This window comes from Pseudomonas sp. SED1 (assembly GCF_034044025.1).
Taxonomy (GTDB): Bacteria; Pseudomonadota; Gammaproteobacteria; order Pseudomonadales; family Pseudomonadaceae; genus Aquipseudomonas.
Genome location: NZ_JAXCIS010000135.1, coordinates 21,377 through 38,582, shown reverse-complemented (window position 1 = coordinate 38,582; position 17,206 = coordinate 21,377). Strand labels below are relative to the sequence as shown.

Genomic DNA, 17,206 nt, shown 5'->3' with positions numbered 1-17,206 from the left:
CCAAAATTAGAAAGTGTACTCGACCATCCCCATCACCGACGTCTGCAACCGCCGCTCCACAATCGGGCTCTGGCCTGCCTTGTCCGCCAGGTACTGCACATCCAGTAAGGTCGAGAATTTGGTGTGTTCACTGATCGGCAAACTCCACACCAGGTTCATTCCGTTGCTGATATTGCCGCCGCTGGCCTTGTAGGCCTTGAAGCGACTCCGTGCGGCCTGGCCGGTGGTGACGCCGTACCAGGTCTGCAGGTAGTTGCTGTCGCCAAAATGGCTGCTGAGGCTGGCGTCCAGCGAACCGTAGTCGCCGTCATACAGGTTAGTGCCCAGGCTCAGTTCCAGATGGGTGAAGGCCTTGCCGGAATCCTTGTGATCATCTTCTTCGAGCGCATGCTCCAGGGTGGCGCCGACAATCACACCGCCCAGGTTATAGCTGCCACTGACACCCACTTGGGCGCGGGTCTTGATTTCGCCCATGCCCTTGAGTTTCTTCGAGCCCGGGCGACCGCTCTTGCTTTCATCCTTGCGATTGCCACTGGCGCCGACGTAGGCGCTGAAGCTCGCGCCGCCGCCTTCATAACCCCAGCCCAGGCCTTTGTCGGTGTCGAGGAAAACGCCCCACGGGCTGACGATGGCCGCCCCCAGCACCGGCGCAGTAACCCGCTCGTCGCTGCCGCTGTAGCGGGGCAGGTTGGCCACGCCGGCCTTGAGGGTGTATTCCCAGTCGTCGGCCAGCAGGGTGTCGGCGCTGGCCAGCAGGCACAGCGACGTCAGGGACAGGCAAAGGTTTTTTGAACGCATGATGGTCTTCATGTGAGGTCAGAGACTCAAGGGGTTGTGGGGGGAATCCGTACGTTTGAACTGGTAGCCGGAGGCGCTCAGGCCATTGATCTGGCGGCTCACGGTGTCCCCCAGGCCATAGCCGTTGCCGGCAAGTACCGCGTGGGCGTTGTCCACGGGCAGCAGGATGTAGTCGGTCAGCGGCTCGTCGTGCAGTTGGCCGCGGATCACCAGGAAGCCGTTTTCCAGGCGCACGCTGATGCCGCTCAAGGGCGCGTCGGGTTCGTGGGTGTTAAGCACTTGATAGGTGCCGATGGTGCCGGCCCACGCGGTGCTCAGTGGGGTCTGTTCGATGCGTTCGCCCACAGGCACACGCTGGCCATTGCTGCGGGCGGTGAGCATCTGGCGGCCTTGCACCGTCACCACGTCCAGCTGCACGCGGCCCAGTTCGCCCAGGTCCTTGAGCCAGAAACCGAGAAATTTCTGCTGCGCCCGCAGCCAGCCCTGGCCGTCACGCAGCAGTTCGAAACGGGTGTCGGCCAACTCGCCATACAACTGACCGTTTTCGTCCTTGATACGGAAAATGCCCCACGCCGTGGCGTAGAAACCGGCCAGGCGCTTGCGGTCGATGGCGGCGGGCACCTGGCGGATTTTCAGGCCGTGGGCCGGCTGCTGGCAGTCGTCGGAACACACCGGGTCGCCGGTCTGGGCCTGAAGCATCAGGCGCAGGGTGTCGGTGGTCAGGGAGACCACCATCTCTTCGGCGCTGCTGTCGTTGGCCATCACGATTACGGCCAATTGCTGGTCCGGCAGCATCGTCAGTTGTGTGGCGAAATCATCCCCGCCACCGCTGTGCTGGAAGGTGCGTATCCCGGGGCCGACCGGCTCATCACCACAGGGCGCGAGAAACCACCCCAGGCCCATCTGGCAGTCGAAGTCCAGGGCATTCCCGGTGTTTTGCTGGGTGAACATTTCGTCAATCGACTGGCTGCCCACCACCTGTTTGTCTTTGTAGCGGCCTCGGGCAAAGAGCATTCGCACATAGTGGCTGAGGTCTTTGGGGCTGGCCCACAAGCCACCGGCGGCGAGGTCACGCACCTGGGCGTCGGGGCTGACGGTGCCGTCTTCATAACCCACGGCCCGGAAGCTCAGTTGCGCGCCGGTGCCGACGAAGCTCGACTGGTTCATCTCCAGGGGCTTGAGCAGGCTGCTTTGCAGGCGGTTTTCAAAGTCTTGCCCGCTGCTGCGCTCAATGGCGGCACCGACCAGGGCGTAGCCGAGGTTGGAATACGCCACTTGGGTGCCCGGCGGAGTGCTCAGCCAAACGCCCGAAACACGCATCGGCATCTGGCCCATGGCGAAGGTGTTGCGCACATCCCGCAAGTGTTCGCTGGGCAGGCCCGACTGGTGGCTGAGCAGGCGGCGCAGAGTGATGTCGCGGTCGGCGGCCGCCTGGTCGGAATGAAAGCGCGAGCGTACGTAGAACTCCCGCAGGGTGTCCTGGATCGGGGCATCGAGGGCCAGACGCTGTTGCTCCACCAGTTGCAGGGCCGCGGTGGCAGTGAGCAGTTTGGAGAGGGCGCCGGCGCGGAACGCCGTATTGGGGGTTACCGGTTTGCCCAAGGCTTTGTCGGCAACGCCGAAGCCGTGGGCCCAGATCAGTTCCTGGCCATTGACCAGGGCGATGGACAGGCCGGGTATGTTTTGCCTGGCCATTTCAACCGGAATGCGTTTTTGCAGGTAGCGGATGATTGCGCTGTAGTCGCCCTTGGGGATGGGCGGCGGGGCCGGCGGTTGGCCGTGGCAGCCGAGACTGCCCAGCAAGAAACCCAGCAGCGGAATACTGCGCAATGTGCGAAACATGAGGAGCACCCGAGGGGTGGTTTGGATGCTCGAATGCTAGGGGCGGGCCGTCCATGAGTCTTTGTGAGCTTTGTCGGAAAACTGTCAAAGACTGTTAATGCAGGCCGCCCCTAGCGGGTTTACTTCAGTGCCGGGTCTCCAGGGTTAAGTTTTTTCCACGACTGCATCACCACCTGCGCCTTGGGCTCTTTCCCGTTCTCAAGGTAGTACTGGATCAACGACAGTCGCGCATTGCGGTTATACGGTTGCGCGGCGAGCAGCTTTTCCAGCTGCTCACAGGCCTGATCCACATGCCCACTGTCATGCAGCGCCACCGCCAGTACATAGTTGTATTGCGGATTCGCGGGCTCCAGCCGCGCAGCTTCACGCAGGTGCGGCATGGCTTTCGCCGTATCCCCGACCCGAATCAGCATCAACCCCTGGGTGTGTTGCAGCAGCGCCGCCTCTGGGTGCTGCTTGAGGTTGTCCGTGATCAGCGTGCGTGCCTCCAGGGCGCGGCCGTTAGCCTCCAGCCATTGCGCCAGGGTCACCAGCGCCGGGAAGAAATCCGGATCCCGCAGCAACGCGGTGCGCAGTTGCGCCTCGACCTTGTCGCCCCGACCGCTGGCCTGATACAGCATCGCCAGGTTGAGATTGGCTTCGGCCCGCTCCAGCAAGCTCATCTGTACATTTTCATATTCCGCGATCGCCTTGTCCCAGGCTGGCCCAAGCCCTTGTGCCGAGGCACTCAAAAGATCCCGGGCGGCGATGATCCTTACCGCCAGCACCGGGTCCCGCAGCAACGGCCCATACAACGCGACCCGTTCAGGGGGCGGCAGGAACGCACTGATCGCCCGCACCGCGCTCTCACGGACTTGCGGCGCCGGGTTGCCGAGGTCCTTGGTTGCCAGCTTCAACGCCTGCTCACTCGGGTAGTTCGGCAGTTCAGCCAGCAATGTCGCACGCTGGATCGGTGGCAGATTGTTGCGTGCCAACTGGTCATACAGCGCCTGCGCGGCGCCCGGTTGGCCGCCACGAATCAACACCATGCTTTCGGCGTAACGCGGCGCATGTTCAGGCTCGCTGGCACTCCAGAGCTTGAACTGCTCGCTGACCTTATCGCCGGGCCGGGGGATGCTGAAACTGTGGTCATGCCGGAAGTCATTGCCCATGTAGAACTTGCCAGGCATGTGGCAATCGACGCAGAACGAACCTGGCTCACCGGCCGCGTGGCGGGTGTGTTCGGGGGAGTCGTAGTTCTTGGCCTGCAACCCGCGACCATCCACGGTGGCCACCGCGGTTTTGCCCGCGGTGTTGTGGCATTGCAGACACAGGCCATTGCCCGGCGCCTTCAGCTCGGCGTTGTGAGGGTTATGGCAGTCGCTGCAGCGCACGCCTTTGTCGGCCATTTTGCTCTGGGCGAACGAGCCGTGTTCGAACACTTCATCCTTGATCTTGCCGTCCAGCGCGTACAGCTCGCGGGTCAGGACGCTGGGCAGGTAATCGTCCATCAGGCGCTTGCCGACGGTATAGCCGTCCCCCAACGGTGCACGACGGGCGTGGCAACGGGCGCAGGTTTCGATCTCGACGGTGGCGTCCTTGTCTTTCAGGTTCACGGCAAAGCCTGCGTGCAGCAGGTCACTTTTTTTCGCCGCCCACGCCACATGGTTCGACGCCGGCCCATGGCACGCCTGGCAGCCGACGCCCAGGCTGTTCCATTGGCTGTCGAAGCTGTTTTTGGCCGCGTCGAAATTACGCTTGTAGCCGGTGGTGTGGCACTCCACGCACATGAAGTTGGCGTTCTGGCTGGGCTTGCTCCAGTGCAACGGGTTCTTGAAGTTCACGCCCTGGCCGGGGTAGAGGTGAAACCAGCGGTTTTTTTGCGTATCCCAGGCCACGCCCAGGGCCTGCAGGCGCCCGTCACCGACCTCGATCAGGTATTGCTGCAACGGTGCGATGCCGAAGGTATAGGCGACCTTGAAGTCCGCAGCCTTGCCGTCGGCACCGGGTGTGTTGACCCAGAATTCATCGCCCCGGCGCGAGAAACGGGTGGTCTCACCCTCGCTGCTGAAGGATGCATTATTGAAGTCCGCCGGTACCGTCTCGGGAGTGGCGGCTTGCATCGCCAGTTGGTGGTGCGAGCCTTGCCAGTCCTTGACCTGGGCCTGATGACAGCCTTGGCATTGCTGCTCGTCGACCATCTTTGCCGGCGGCGGCACCACGGCCACCGGCGTGACCACGGGTGCAGGCGCCGCCATCGGCAGCTTGGGGGTGCTGGCCTGGAGAAAAAACCAGATCCCGGCCATGGCCAACAGCAACAGGGCGATCACAACGGGGTACAGGTAACGACTGGATGAATCACGGCGAGGTACGGTTTTATTGTCAGGCTTGGGCATTACGACTTCCGATGTCCGATGCATTGACGCTCTAGTGGCGCGCTTAAGCTCCGTGCAGCTTTGACGTTGGGCGCTTACCTGTCAAATAGTCGCTGTGAAATACCCCACAACCTGCAACGTCTGCCGGGTTATTTTCCCAGAGTTGGCTATACCTACATCTCAGTGTTCCTTCGATGACAGCCATGGAGTTCGACGATGAAGCTAGGACTAATGATCGGCACGGTGTGCATTGCCTCGATCGGGGTGGTGGGGTGTTCCAGCAAGGTCACGCAGCCGGACGAATACTCCGGCTTCCTCTCCGACTACAGCCAACTGAAGGAGGCCAAGTCGCCGTCGGGGGCGGAAGTGATGCGCTGGGTCGACCCCAACCTGAACCTGAGCCGCTATACCGCGGTGTACATCGAGCCCACCCAGTTCTACCCCAAGCCACAAGCCACTACCAAGATTCCTGACAGCACCTTGCAGGGCATCAACACCTACTACAACCAGGCGCTCAAACGCGAGCTGGAAAAATCGCTGCCCCTGGCCAACGGGCCTGGCCCGGGCGTGATCGTGGTACGGGCGGCTATCACGGCAGTCAGCAGCAAGACCGAAAGCCTCAAACCGTATGAGTACATACCCGTCGCCCTGGTGGCCGCTGCGGTCAGCACCGGCACCGGGATTCGTGACCAGGAAACCACCCTGGGCACCGAAGCCCAATTCCTTGATGGCGACAGCAGCAAGGTGATTGCTCAGGTCGTGCGTAAGGGCACCGGCAAGCCGTTGTCGAACGACTCCCAAGTGATGAAAGCCGATGATGTGAAAGCTGTGATCGACGGCTGGGCTTCGGACCTGCATCAGTCGTATCTCAAACTCAAACGCTGAAACGTTGCGCCCGGGGTTCGCGCCCCGGGCCAACTGAGCGCTCAACTACTGGCCAATAAACCAGCGGTAATAAGGGTTGGCGCTGTCTTGTTGCAACACCGCCTGGATATCCCGGCCCCAGGCGGTGCGGTCGCCGGTATAGGCATGCAGGCTGGCGCGATAGAACTGCATCAGGCGTTGTTGTTCGCTGGCCAAGGTCCGCGTGAACGCCGGGTCTGCATTCAGTAACGGTGCCGGCACCCGCAAATCCAGGAGTACCGGGAGCACCCGGGCGATCTCTTTACTGCGCACCCACGGCGCGTATTCGATACGCGGTTGGTCATCGGTGACAGGCAATGCATTGCCTGCAAAACGCTCCAGGCCCTGGCGATCGGTGACCCAGGTCGCGAGCAGGGTTGCCGCCGAATCAATGCCCACGTCCCCCAGGGCACTGCTGACGGTCGGTTGCTCAAAGCGCTGGCGAATCACCGTGGCATCCAGCGTGATGGGCTCCATGGAACCCACCAGCAGCATTTCATGGAACTCGCTGGTCCACAGGGTCGCGTACGGGAACACGTCGAGGAAACTGCGTACCAGTGACTGAGAGTCTTCGATGTTTTGCGTCGGCAGCGGTAGCCATTGGGCCAGCAGGCCGTTTTTCTCCAGGCGCCGGGCGGCCAGTTGATAGAAGTCGCGGGAATACAGGTTGACCACGCCAGCCGCCGACGGCGGTGGTGGTTCGAGGGTGATCAGGTCGTACGCCTGCGGGTTGCGCAGCAGCTCCTGGCGACCGTCCCGCAGGCGCACATCGACGCCCGGATCACTGGCGGCATTGAAGTTGCCCTTGAACAACGGCGCCGCCTGGATCACCGATGGCAGCAACTCGGCGACCACCCGGTGTTCCAGCCCGGGATAACGCAGCAACGCCCCGGCGGTAATCCCGGTGCCAAAGCCGATTACCAGCGCAGAACGGGGTTCGCCGCTATGGATCAGCAGCGGCAGCAGCGCCTGGATTCGCATATAGCGCAGAGACGGCATGGCGTCGCCGGTGTTGGACACACCCTGGATATACAGACGCTGAAAGCTGCGGGCACCCTGGCCCTGGCTGACCACAGCGACGGTGGCGCCACGACCTTCCTGATAAAACGCCAGGCTCGCATTACGTGCCCCGGGCAGCAGCTTGGCCAGGCGATCCACCGGGGTCAGCAGTGCCACCGCCAGTGACAGCAAGCCGAGGCCGACCACCGCCTGACGCCGGCCTTTCTTGACCCCGTGGCCACGGCGTACGGCAAAATAACCCACGACACCGGCGATCACCGCAAGCAGGCCCAAGGTACGTACCAGCCCGAGCCAGGGAATCAGCACAAAACCGCACAACATCACCCCGACAATCCCACCCAGGGTGTTGAACGCCACCACAGCGCCGACGTCCCTGCCCACATGCTCGCTGCCCACGCTCAAGCGCAGGGCCAGGGGAAACGCCGCGCCGAGCAACAGGGTTGGCACAAACACGATGCACAGGGCGGCCACCGCAAAGCGTGCGCTCATGCCCGGCAGTTCGGCGCCGCCCAGGCTCAGCACCAGAGCTTCGGCCTGGGTTTGCAGCAGCACCAGCCAGCGGCCCAGCAGGGCGATTTCCAGCAAGGCCACCAACCCGGCACCGGCGATCAACAGCCCGAATACGCCCCATGGATCACGGATGCGCTCGACCCGCCGTGCCATCAACTGGCTGCCGATAAACAGCCCCGCCAGGTAAGTGGCGAGCACCACGGCAAACGCATAGGTGCGGGTGCTCATGAACTGCACGATGGATTGCGACCACACCACCTCGTAACCCAAAGCCACGCCGCCGGCGATGGCGTACAGCACCAAGGCCAGGCGCGCCGGTTTTGCGCCGTGGGCATGGGTGATTACCGTGGTGGTGTGATGCCGCACATACAACAGCGCGCCGACGGCAGCCAGCAGGTTGAGGATCGCTGCCACCAGGGCACTGCCGCGCACGCCGAAGGTGGCGATCAGCACAAAGGCGGTGAGCAAGGTGCCGGCAATTGCCCCGGCAGTGTTAGCGGCGTACAAGCGGCCACCAGCCTGGCCGAGGGTCTTGGGGTCGATGTCCAGCGAGCGCACCAGCACTGGCAAGGTGCCGCCCATCAACAGCGCCGGGATGCCCACCAGTACAAACGGCAGGACCCAGGCCAGCAGGCCGACCTGTTGTTCCAGCCAGGCAAACGGACTGGCGGCCATGCTCAGGGCGACAGTCGCGCCCACGCCGAGCACAGCGACGAGAATTTCGAGAATTGCATACAGCAGCAGCGGTCTCGACAGGCGATCCGCCCAGCGCCCGAACAGCAAGCCACCCAACGCCAAGCCGGCAAAAAACGCGCTGATGCCGGTGGTGATGGCGTACACCTCCACCCCGACGACCAACGACAGTTGCTTGATCCACAGCACCTGGTACACCAGGGCGGCCATACCGGAGATGAACAGGAGTAGGGCGGGAATCAGCGTGGTTGAGGTGTGAGCCAGTGCAGCAGGTTTGCTGGCGGTGCGTGACGACATTGCAGATAGCCTTATGGAAATACCGATCAAAGTGTGGCGAGGGAGCTTGCTGTAGCAAGGGGGCTTGTCCCCCGTTGGGCCGCGAAGCGGCCCCCAAGCATGCGACGAGGAACTGACTGAAGCTCCGCGATCACCTTATTGGGGCTGCTGCGCAGCCCAACGGGGGACAAGCCCCCTCGCCACAGAAAAGCCCTCAAGTTCGAGGGCAAGTGCTGCACTTGTTATTGCGCCGGGTTAGCCTTCATTTTTTCAGCAATCTTCTTGTCCACGGCTTCGCGGATCTGGTCGATGCTGAAGCTGGCCGGTTTCTGGCTCGGCGGGTACTCGATAAACGTCTCGAGGAACTTCGCCGATTTAGTCACCGCCACTGCACCCAGGTAGATGTTTTTGGTGCTCCAGTCGTAGTACTGGTCAGACACCACATCCGCCCGCTCATACGGGTCCATCCTCAGGTTGAAGATCTTCGGTACGCGCAGTTGCACGAACGGTTCGCTCCAGACCCGGAAACCACCCGGCTGGCGCTGTTCGGCGAACACCACTTTCCAGTTGTCGAAACGCACGGCTACCAGCACGCCATCGTCGTTGAAGTAGAAGAACTCGTTACGCGCGCCTTTGGGCTGTTGGCCGGTCAGGTACGGTAGTTGGTTGTAACCGTCCAGGTGCACCTTGAAGTTGGTGCCGCCCGCCGTCGGGGCCCAGCCCTTGAGCAGCTTGTCTTTCACGTCCCCATCGCCAGCGGCGGCCAGCAGGGTAGGGAACCAGTCCATGCCCGAGACCATTTCGGTGGAAACTTCCCCAGGCTTGATCTTGCCCGGCCAGCGGATGATCGCCGGCACCCGGTAGGCACCTTCCCAGTTGGAGTCTTTCTCGTTGCGGAACGGCGTGGTTGCCGCGTCCGGCCACGAGAACTGGTTCGGCCCGTTGTCGGTGGTGTAGACGACGATGGTGTTGTCGGCGATTTTCAGGTCGTCGAGGGTTTGCAGGAGTTTGCCCACATCGGCGTCGTGCTCCAGCATGCCGTCGGCGTACTCGTTGCCGGGCATGCCGCTCTGGCCCTTCATCGAATCACGCACGTGGGTGAACACGTGCATGCGGGTGGTGTTCATCCACACGAAGAACGGCTTGTTGGCTTCGGCCTGCTTCTTGATGAACGCCTGCGCGGCGGCAGTGGTTTCGTCGTCGATGGTTTCCATGCGTTTGGCGGTCAACGCGCCGGTGTCTTCGATCTTGCCGTCGGCAAAACTGTGGATCACGCCGCGTGGGGTGTTGGCCTTGACGAACTCGGCATCATCCTTGGGCCAGTACGGGCGTTCCGGCTCTTCTTCGGCGTTGAGGTGGTACAGGTTGCCGAAGAACTCATCGAAGCCATGGTTGGTGGGCAAGTATTCATCCCGGTCACCCAGGTGGTTCTTGCCGAATTGCCCGGTGGAATAGCCCAGCCCTTTAAGCGCCTGGGCGATGGTGATATCGCGTTTTTGCAGACCCACCGGCGCGCCGGGGATACCCACCTTGGACAAGCCAGTGCGCAACGGCGTCTGGCCTGTGATAAAGGATGAGCGCCCGGCGGTGCAGCTGTTCTCCGCGTAGTAGTCGGTGAACAGCATGCCTTCCTTGGCGATGCGGTCGATATTCGGGGTTTTGTAACCCACCACGCCCATGGAATAGGCGCTGATGTTAGTTTGCCCAATGTCATCACCGAATATCACCAGGATATTCGGCTTTTCGGCGGCCCAGGCTGAAGCCGAGACCCCCATCACCGATACCGCCACCAGGGCGAGTTTCGGCAGCCACTTGCGTATGCGAGTCATATGACTTGCTCCTTTCTCGGCTTGAGTCGCGTTGCTTGCGACCAACGTTTATTACAGTCCATCGTGACGTCTTTTCTTATTGCACCTGCTGTTGCACAGCCGGCTCGAAAGGGTAGATGCGCTTCCACTCGGTCGCCATGTCCACCACGTTCCAGCCTTTTGTCTTTGCTTCGTCCAGCGCCTTGTCCAGGCGCCCGATCTGAGAATTGCGGTCATAGGCCCACTCGCGCTTGGCGTCGGTGTGGTGCACCAGGCCCATGAAACGTTTGCCGGAGCCTGCGGCTGTCCACTGGAGCATTTGCAGGTCGCCGTCGGAGTTGCCGAAGGCCAGGATCGGCCGGCGGCCAATGATCGAGTCGATGCTTTCCGGCTTGCCCGGGCCATCGTCGTTGTGGGCGAGCCTGGCGGTGCGCAGTACCTGCGGAGCACCGTCCTTGATCTGGAACGCGGTGACGAAGTTGGAGCCGATCACCTGTTCCGGTGGCACGCCATACACCACCTCGGCGAAGGCGCGCATGAACGCGGTATCCCCGCCGGAAACGATGTAGGTCTTGAATTGCTGGCTGCGCAGGTAGTCGAGCATCTCCAGCATCGGCTGGTAGATCATCTCGGTGTAGGGCTTGCCGGTCTTCGGGTGACGGGCCTGGGCGAGCCAGGTTTTGGCGTTATCGATAAAGGCGTCGGTGCTGATGCCGGTATGAGTCGCGCCGATGATTTTCAGCAGGCCTTCCATGCCGCTTTGGGCCAGGGCCTGGTGATCATTTTCGAGCACGGCCTTGAATGGCTGGGTGGTTTTCCAGTCGGGATGCTGGGGGGCCAGGCGCTTGATTTCGTCGAAGGCAAACAGCACCTCGAAGTAGGCCGGCTGTTCGGTCCACAGTGTGCCGTCGTTATCGAATACAGCGATGCGTTCAGCGGGTTTTACAAAGTCCTTGGAGCCTTCCGTGGTGACGGCCTGGACGAACTCGATGATGTGCTTTTTGCTCGGCCCTTCGTTCCACGAGGGCAGCGGATCGGCGGCCAGGGCCGGCAAGCTCAACAGCAGCAGAAGGGGCAAGACGGAACGGAGGGACGTCATGGGAAATCCTTTTCGCGACGGGGGTTCAGTGGTAGCAAGCGTAGTCGACGAAACCACCAGCGCAATGCCCCGCAACCACGTCGCCACAGCGGCGGAATACGTGGCCATATGCCATGTGCGAGGTACGTGGCCAGCACCAACAACACCAACGCAGCGCCCCAAGCCAACCCGTGTTGCGACAACTGCCAGCGGCTGTGCTGGCCGAGTTGCTTGAGGTCTTCGGCGATGGAAAACGTCGGCGTGTAGGCGCTCGCTGCTTGTGCCTCGACGGTAACTTCCGGCACACGCGTCACCTGCAGCCGATGGTTGCGGCTGTCCCACCATTTCACGACGATAGCCGGCAGTTGGTAGCGACCGGCTTGCTCGACGCGGTACACCTGCCGGTCGATGCGTTGGCCGCCGCTGATGTTGCCGCGTCCATCATCCAGGTTGCTGATGACCGGCGACTGCGGATAACGGCGCAGGCCTTTTACCTGTGCCTGGTCGGGCGGCGGCAAGGACAGGCCGGGGGTGTTGTCGGCTTGCAGGGTGAGCGTGCGGGTGAGGGTGTCACCGACCTTGAGCGGTGTGGTGGTGACGGTCTGGGTCAGGCGCAAACCATCAGCCACCAATACCGTTTCCCCGGGTTCAAATCCCGGCGGTTGGGTGGCCTGGAAGTGCAGCGGTGCTGTTTGCGCACTCAGAGGCGCGCTGGCCTGCCCGGGCTGGGCCTGCACAGTCAGCGGCGGAATATTGAAGGTCTGGGCCACGGCGGGCGTGATGCGGTAGCGGTAACGCATGCCGTAGAAGGTCTTGCCCTCGATCACCTGGTTCACGTGCTCGGACTCACTGTCCGGCGCCTGCACCCGTGCGCCGGGCAGTTGCAGCGGCGGCAGGCTGGCGGCGGCGGTGAACCAACTGTCGGTCAATACATCGACCTGCAATTGCACTTGCTCGCCCACTACCACGTTGTTGCCAGGCACCAGTTGCGCCTGCACCCTCAATTGCGGTTCGGCCGCCCACAGCGGGCCTGCGATCAGCAGCAACAGCCAGCAGAGCCGGTTCATGGCTGGGCTCCCTGATCCTGGAGGCTGAACTTGCGGCGCAAGAAGTTCGCCGGTGACGTCGTCAGATTCTGCAACCACAGCGCATCGTTGCTTGCCTGCTCCGTCTGGATCGCCTTGCTCTTGCCCTTGCTGGCCGCCTTGTCGAACTTGACCGCATCGGGTTTGACCTCGGGGGCGTTGTCCGAGGCGTTCTCCGTGTCTTTCTTCAGCGCCAGGGCGAGTGCCAGGTTGGCGCTGGCTTCGGGGAATTGTGGCTGTAGCTGCAATGCCTGCTGATAGGCGGCGATAGCGTCGTCGAACTTGAAGCGGCGCACATGGATATTTCCTCGGTAGAACGCGGCCTGTGCGGTGTCGAGTTGGGCAAAGGTCGCCAGGGCCAGGTCGTAATCGGCAGCGTTGTAGGCGGCAATGCCTTTCCAATACGGGTCGACAAACAGCGCGGCAGCGGCGGGGTAGTGATGATGTTCGAAAGCCCAGCGGCCTTGTTGATCGCGAGTGAAGAACGCGTCGGTCAGCGCGTTGGCTTCGGCGGGCGCGGGTTGCAGGAATACCCCCAGCAGCAGCACCGCCATCCAGTTCAGGCTCCAGCCCCGGCGCACACTGAAAAACGCCAACAGCAACAGCGGCCAGCACAGCCAGTAACCGGCATCTTTCCATTGCAGGTTGCGCTGTTGTTCGTCGGCATTCTGGAAGTGCTGTTGGGCATGGAGTTCGACCCAGTCCAGGTCGTCATCGTTGAGGGTCAGGCTACCCAGTGGCGCATCAGTGGCCGACGCCAGTTGCTTCAAGGCGCCGGCATCGAAGTTCACGCCGACCGCCAGTACCAGCACCTGCAGCGGGCTGTCCGCCAAGTGTTGTTTGAGCTGTGGCAGCTGTGCCGGATCGACGCCGTCGGTGACCAGCAACAGCGTGCCAGGGGCTTTTTCGGCCGCCAGCAAACGCTTGGCCTGGTCGATCACTCCGGCGACATCCCGCCCGGGCTTGCTGATCAGGTCGGTGGCCAGGGCCTGGATAAAACTGTCGAGCAATGCCGGGTCGTCCGTTGGTGGCAATACCAGATGCGCGCTGCCGGCATACACGATCAACCCAGTACGCGCGCCCTGGCGACGCTGTACCAGGTCCTGCAATTTGTGCTTGGTGGCTTGCAGGCGGGTAGGCGGCACGTCAGCGGTGTCCATCGACGGCGACAGGTCGAGGGCGATGATCAGCGGCGCGCGATTCTCCAGGAAGTCGGGCCGGTCCTGTTCCCAAGTGGGCCCGGCACTGGCCAGTGCGCCGAGAATCAGCAAGGCGCTGACCAGATGCACCGGCCGCAGGCGATGAGGGTCGGTCGGGGTCAGCAGTAAATGCGGCAACAAGTGCGGGGCGATATTGCCCCTCAAGCGTCGTTGCAGGTCCTTGCTGCGGCGCCACAACAGTGGCAGCAACAGGCCAAGCAACCCAAGCAGTAGCCAGACCGGGCGCAGGAAGTGGAAGTCACTGAGGTTGAACTCCATCGCGGACCTCCCGATGGCGCAGTCCCAAGTGCGGCCACAACGCGGCGATCAGGTGATACAGCGCGAGCAGGCCGATGGCGGCCGTCAGTGGCATCCAGAACAGATCACGCTTGGGCTGGTGGCTGAGGGTTTTCACCTGATGCGGGGTGATCTGGTCGAGGGTGGCGTAGACCTGGTCCAGGGTGTCGCGGTTCTCCGCCCGGAAATACCGCCCGCCGGTGGCTTCGGCAATCTGTTGCAGCGCGCTCAGGTTGACCTTTGACTCACCTGAAGCGCCCGGATCGCCAATGCCGATGGTATGAATCACCACGCCCTTGGCCGCGGCCATGGACGCCGCATGGTCGGGCGGGATCGCGCTGCTGGTGTCGTTGCCGTCGGTGAGCAGGATCAGCACCTTCTCTTGTTCATGGGCCTGGTCCAGCAGCTTCAGGCTTAGGCCAATGGCATCGCCAATCGCGGTGTTGGGCCCTGCCATGCCGATGCCGCTGTCATCCAGCAGCAGCGACAGGCTGGCGTGGTCCAGGGTCAATGGCGCCTGGGGATAGGCGCCGCTGCCAAACAGGATCAGGCCGATACGGTCGTCCTTGCGGCGCTGGATAAAGCCATGCACCACCTGTTTGACGGCGGCCAGGCGGTTGATCTTCTGGCCGTTGGTGTCGGTAAAGTCCTGGGTTTCCATGGACTGTGAGATGTCGATGGCCAGCATCAAGTCCCGCACCGGCTGTTGGCGCTCGATGGGTTTTTCGATCCACACCGGGCGGGCAATGGCCAGTACCAACAATGCCCACACCAGCAGGTTGAGCAGCAGTTGCAGGCGGTTGCTGCGAATGCCGCTTGCCTTCGGCGTCTGGCCCACGGCCCGGCTGAGGCTGGCGAAAAACGGCACGCGCACGGCGCTGCGGGCTTCACGGTATTCCGGCAGGTAACGGTAGGCCAGCCACGGCAGCGGCAGCAAAAGCAGCAGCCAGGAATAATCAAGCTGCCACATGGTGATGCTCCACCCAGGCTTTGCACTGGGCCAACAGCTGTTCGCGTTGCGCGCTGGAAACATTCACCGAACCATACGCAAGGCTTGCCAGTTGGTGGCTGAAGTCCTCCGGCAGCGGGGCCTTGGCATGGCGCAGCAGGAACGCCTGCCAGTCGGCGCCACTCAAGGTTGGCACGCGCTGGCGCTCCTCCGGCGCAAGCGGCATCGACAGCGCCACACGCTTGAGCAATTCGGGCAATTCGCGCAGGTCTTCCAGCGCGTTGAGGCGCGCCAAGGCTTCGCGGCGATAGGCATTGCGCCGCCAGCGCAGCCAGGCGCGGATGCCCAGCACCAGCAAGGCAATCGCGAGTGACCCCAGCAGCGCCCACCAACCCCAGCTCTGTGGCCAATAGCTGACCGGCGCAGGGAGGCCCAACTCCTTGAGTTGCTCGATACTCGGCACATTGGGGTTCATCGCCGCGCTCCATTGCGCCGGCCCAGTTCATCACGCAGCTGGTCAACTGCGGGCAGCGCCGTGCTGACCATCAACAAAGGCACTTGGCTGCGGCGCAGCAGACTGGCGACGTCCTTGAGCCGTCCGCCAAGAAAGTCGCCCAAGGGCTGGCGCACCTGGCGTTTCTGTACGGCCAGCTCGACCTGTAGTTGACCTTGGGTAACCATCAAATGCCCGCTGTCGGGCACGTTCAGTGCCAGCGGGTCATAGACTTGCAGGGCGATCACATCGTTGTGGGCCGACAGTTGCCGCATCAATTGCAGAGTGCGATCACCGGCCCCGGCGAAGTCACTGACAATGCAGATCAGGTGGTCATGCCCGGCCAGCGCCAGGCATTGTTGCAGCACCTTGTCGAGCTGGCCGTCAGCTTCATGGTCCGGATTACTCGCATTCAGCGCGGCGTTTTGTTCGACGATCCGGCTGCACAGAATTTCGACGCGCTTGCGGCTGCGCAACGGCGCCACGCTGTCGATACGCTCATCGTTGAACACCACCCCGCCGACCCGGTCGCCGGCGTTGAACACCATCCACGCGGCCAGCGCACCCAACTCGGCGGCGACGGCAGATTTGAAGCTGCGCACCGAGCCGAAGAACATCGACATGCGTTGGTCGACCACAATCAGCGCCGGGCGGTCGCGCTCTTCGGTAAAGGTGCGGATCACCGGTTTGCCGGTGCGCAGGGAAGCGCGCCAGTCCAGGTGGCGTAGATCATCGCCGGGCTGATAGCGGCGCAGTTCGTCGAAGTTCAGGCCGCGCCCGCGAAGTCGCGAGGCATGGTTGCCGGCGAGAATGCTGCCCTGGGGCTGGCGCGCGACAAAGCTCAGGCCGCGGGCCTGGAACTGCAGGGCCATCAACTGCCCCAGGGACACATAGACCAGGCCGTCGGTACTCATGCCGGGATCGCCACTTTTTCCAGCAGGCGGTCCAGCACCTGGTCGGCGCTGACACCATCGGCCACCGCGTCGTAGCTCAATTGCAGGCGATGACGCAGTACCGGATGCGCCACGGTGCGCACGTTGTCCGGGGTCACAAAGGTCTGACCCTGCAACCAGGCATCGGCACGGGCTGCGCGGTCCAGGCCGATGCCCCCACGGGGACTGGCGCCAAGGCTGATCCAACGCGCCAGGTCGGCGTCGTAGTCGCCGGGATGGCGGGTGGCGTTGATCAGGTCGATCAGGTAGCGGTCGATCGCGGGGGACACCTGGATCGCGCTGACTTCCTTGCGGGCAGCGAAGATCACCTCGGGGGCGAGGCTGAAGCCCTGGGTGGCCGCCGTGGCTGCATGCTGCTCTTCTTCACGCAGAAGGCGCAGCACCTGGCTTTCGTTTTCGGCACTGGGGTAATCCAGCAGGACTTTCATCAGGAACCGGTCCATCTGCGCTTCAGGCAGTGGGTAAGTGCCTTCCTGTTCGATGGGGTTCTGGGTGGCGACCACAATAAACAGCTCGGGCAGCGGATGGCTGGCGCCGGCCACGGTGATCTGGCGCTCTTCCATGGCTTCGAGCAAGGCCGCCTGGACCTTGGCCGGGGCGCGGTTGATTTCGTCCGCAAGGATCAGGTTGCCGAACAGAGGGCCTGGCTGGAAGCGGATCTGGTTCTGGCCGTCCACCTGGTGCAGCACCTCGGCGCCGGTGATGTCCGAGGGCAGCAGGTCGGGAGTGAACTGGATACGGCTCATCTTCGCATCCAGGTGCCGGGCCAGGGCCTTGACCGTGCGAGTCTTCGCCAGCCCCGGCAAGCTTTCCAGCAGCAAGTGACCGTTGGCCAGCAGGCCGATGAGCATCTGCCGAATCACCTGGTCCTGGCCCAGCACGCTTTCGGCAATGCTGGCTTGCAGGGCAGTTAAATCGTTGAGCGCTGTCATCACAATCTTCCTTGAA

14 protein-coding genes and 1 tRNA gene are annotated in these 17,206 nt (G+C 62.7%); 3 read left to right on the top strand and 12 right to left on the bottom strand.

What is annotated here, in order from left to right; genetic code table 11:
* Positions 1–6 precede the first annotated feature (6 nt).
* The 3 genes from SNL23_RS17170 to SNL23_RS17160 form a co-directional block, all read right to left on the bottom strand.
* The gene (locus SNL23_RS17170) at positions 7–810 is read right to left on the bottom strand and encodes a MipA/OmpV family protein (RefSeq protein WP_412104226.1); all 804 of its coding nucleotides are present in this window, start codon (positions 808–810) and stop codon (positions 7–9) included.
* A gap of 6 nt (positions 811–816) precedes the next feature.
* The gene (locus tag SNL23_RS17165; RefSeq protein WP_167664384.1) at positions 817–2,640 is read right to left on the bottom strand and encodes a serine hydrolase domain-containing protein; all 1,824 of its coding nucleotides are present in this window, start codon (positions 2,638–2,640) and stop codon (positions 817–819) included.
* A gap of 119 nt (positions 2,641–2,759) precedes the next feature.
* Positions 2,760–5,015, bottom strand: coding sequence for a tetratricopeptide repeat protein (locus SNL23_RS17160; RefSeq protein ID WP_318302889.1), 2,256 nt, complete (start codon positions 5,013–5,015; stop codon positions 2,760–2,762).
* Between the two features lie 195 nt (positions 5,016–5,210).
* On the opposite strand from SNL23_RS17160, the gene SNL23_RS17155 reads away from it, so the two are divergent.
* Positions 5,211–5,879: a DUF3313 domain-containing protein gene (locus SNL23_RS17155; RefSeq protein WP_318302888.1), complete on the top strand. Its 669-nt coding sequence runs from the start codon at positions 5,211–5,213 to the stop codon at positions 5,877–5,879.
* Between the two features lie 45 nt (positions 5,880–5,924).
* On the opposite strand, the gene SNL23_RS17150 is transcribed toward SNL23_RS17155, so the two are convergent.
* From SNL23_RS17150 to SNL23_RS17135, 4 genes are all read right to left on the bottom strand, one after another.
* A complete protein-coding gene (locus SNL23_RS17150; RefSeq protein WP_318302887.1) occupies positions 5,925–8,417 on the bottom strand; it encodes a fused MFS/spermidine synthase in 2,493 nt (830 codons plus the stop codon).
* A 221-nt stretch (positions 8,418–8,638) separates the two neighbouring features.
* Complete coding sequence (locus tag SNL23_RS17145; protein ID WP_076013392.1) at positions 8,639–10,225, bottom strand: arylsulfatase; 1,587 nt, start codon at positions 10,223–10,225, stop codon at positions 8,639–8,641.
* Positions 10,226–10,301: 76 nt separating this feature from the next.
* Positions 10,302–11,303: an HAD family hydrolase gene (locus SNL23_RS17140; protein WP_318302886.1), complete on the bottom strand. Its 1,002-nt coding sequence runs from the start codon at positions 11,301–11,303 to the stop codon at positions 10,302–10,304.
* A complete protein-coding gene (locus SNL23_RS17135; RefSeq protein WP_318302885.1) occupies positions 11,300–11,899 on the bottom strand; it encodes a hypothetical protein in 600 nt (199 codons plus the stop codon). The genes SNL23_RS17140 and SNL23_RS17135 overlap by 4 nt, the downstream gene beginning before the upstream one ends.
* On the opposite strand from SNL23_RS17135, the gene SNL23_RS17130 reads away from it, so the two are divergent.
* Together SNL23_RS17130 and SNL23_RS17125 are read left to right on the top strand one after the other, a co-directional pair.
* Positions 11,856–11,949: transfer RNA gene (locus tag SNL23_RS17130), tRNA-OTHER, on the top strand. The genes SNL23_RS17135 and SNL23_RS17130 overlap by 44 nt on opposite strands.
* 25 nt (positions 11,950–11,974) lie before the next feature.
* Positions 11,975–12,364 (top strand): hypothetical protein, encoded by a 390-nt coding sequence (locus tag SNL23_RS17125; RefSeq protein WP_167664377.1) that lies wholly within the window; start codon positions 11,975–11,977, stop codon positions 12,362–12,364.
* Here SNL23_RS17125 and SNL23_RS17120 read toward each other — a convergent pair.
* Genes SNL23_RS17120 through SNL23_RS17100 form a run of 5 tightly spaced genes read right to left on the bottom strand, consistent with a single transcriptional unit; the run spans position 12,346 to position 17,190 of the window.
* Positions 12,346–13,845 carry a VWA domain-containing protein gene (locus SNL23_RS17120; RefSeq protein WP_318302883.1) on the bottom strand — a complete coding sequence of 500 codons (1,500 nt, stop codon included), beginning with the start codon at positions 13,843–13,845 and terminating at the stop codon, positions 12,346–12,348. The two genes, SNL23_RS17125 and SNL23_RS17120, sit on opposite strands and share 19 nt — an antisense overlap.
* Positions 13,826–14,833: a vWA domain-containing protein gene (locus SNL23_RS17115; protein WP_076013396.1), complete on the bottom strand. Its 1,008-nt coding sequence runs from the start codon at positions 14,831–14,833 to the stop codon at positions 13,826–13,828. The genes SNL23_RS17120 and SNL23_RS17115 overlap by 20 nt, the downstream gene beginning before the upstream one ends.
* Entirely contained in the window at positions 14,820–15,287 is a 468-nt protein-coding gene (locus tag SNL23_RS17110) for a DUF4381 domain-containing protein (protein WP_076013397.1), read from the bottom strand. Before SNL23_RS17110 ends, SNL23_RS17115 begins: the two co-directional genes overlap by 14 nt.
* Entirely contained in the window at positions 15,284–16,219 is a 936-nt protein-coding gene (locus SNL23_RS17105) for a DUF58 domain-containing protein (protein ID WP_076013398.1), read from the bottom strand. Before SNL23_RS17105 ends, SNL23_RS17110 begins: the two co-directional genes overlap by 4 nt.
* Complete coding sequence (locus SNL23_RS17100) at positions 16,216–17,190, bottom strand: AAA family ATPase (RefSeq protein ID WP_318302880.1); 975 nt, start codon at positions 17,188–17,190, stop codon at positions 16,216–16,218. Before SNL23_RS17100 ends, SNL23_RS17105 begins: the two co-directional genes overlap by 4 nt.
* Between the last annotated feature and the right edge of the window lie 16 nt (positions 17,191–17,206).

What these genes read in the sequence shown, in the direction of transcription:
- SNL23_RS17120 (WP_318302883.1), bottom strand. Translation starts at nt 13,845, where the DNA reads ATGGAGTTCAACCTCAGTGACTTCCACTTCCTGCGCCCGGTCTGGCTA.
- SNL23_RS17110 (WP_076013397.1), bottom strand. Translation starts at nt 15,287, where the DNA reads ATGAACCCCAATGTGCCGAGTATCGAGCAACTCAAGGAGTTGGGCCTC.
- SNL23_RS17155 (WP_318302888.1), top strand. Translation starts at nt 5,211, where the DNA reads ATGAAGCTAGGACTAATGATCGGCACGGTGTGCATTGCCTCGATCGGG.
- SNL23_RS17165 (WP_167664384.1), bottom strand. Translation starts at nt 2,640, where the DNA reads ATGTTTCGCACATTGCGCAGTATTCCGCTGCTGGGTTTCTTGCTGGGC.
- SNL23_RS17140 (WP_318302886.1), bottom strand. Translation starts at nt 11,303, where the DNA reads ATGACGTCCCTCCGTTCCGTCTTGCCCCTTCTGCTGCTGTTGAGCTTG.
- SNL23_RS17145 (WP_076013392.1), bottom strand. Translation starts at nt 10,225, where the DNA reads ATGACTCGCATACGCAAGTGGCTGCCGAAACTCGCCCTGGTGGCGGTA.
- SNL23_RS17100 (WP_318302880.1), bottom strand. Translation starts at nt 17,190, where the DNA reads ATGACAGCGCTCAACGATTTAACTGCCCTGCAAGCCAGCATTGCCGAA.
- SNL23_RS17150 (WP_318302887.1), bottom strand. Translation starts at nt 8,417, where the DNA reads ATGTCGTCACGCACCGCCAGCAAACCTGCTGCACTGGCTCACACCTCA.
- SNL23_RS17160 (WP_318302889.1), bottom strand. Translation starts at nt 5,015, where the DNA reads ATGCCCAAGCCTGACAATAAAACCGTACCTCGCCGTGATTCATCCAGT.
- SNL23_RS17170 (WP_412104226.1), bottom strand. Translation starts at nt 810, where the DNA reads ATGAAGACCATCATGCGTTCAAAAAACCTTTGCCTGTCCCTGACGTCG.
- SNL23_RS17115 (WP_076013396.1), bottom strand. Translation starts at nt 14,833, where the DNA reads ATGTGGCAGCTTGATTATTCCTGGCTGCTGCTTTTGCTGCCGCTGCCG.
- SNL23_RS17105 (WP_076013398.1), bottom strand. Translation starts at nt 16,219, where the DNA reads ATGAGTACCGACGGCCTGGTCTATGTGTCCCTGGGGCAGTTGATGGCC.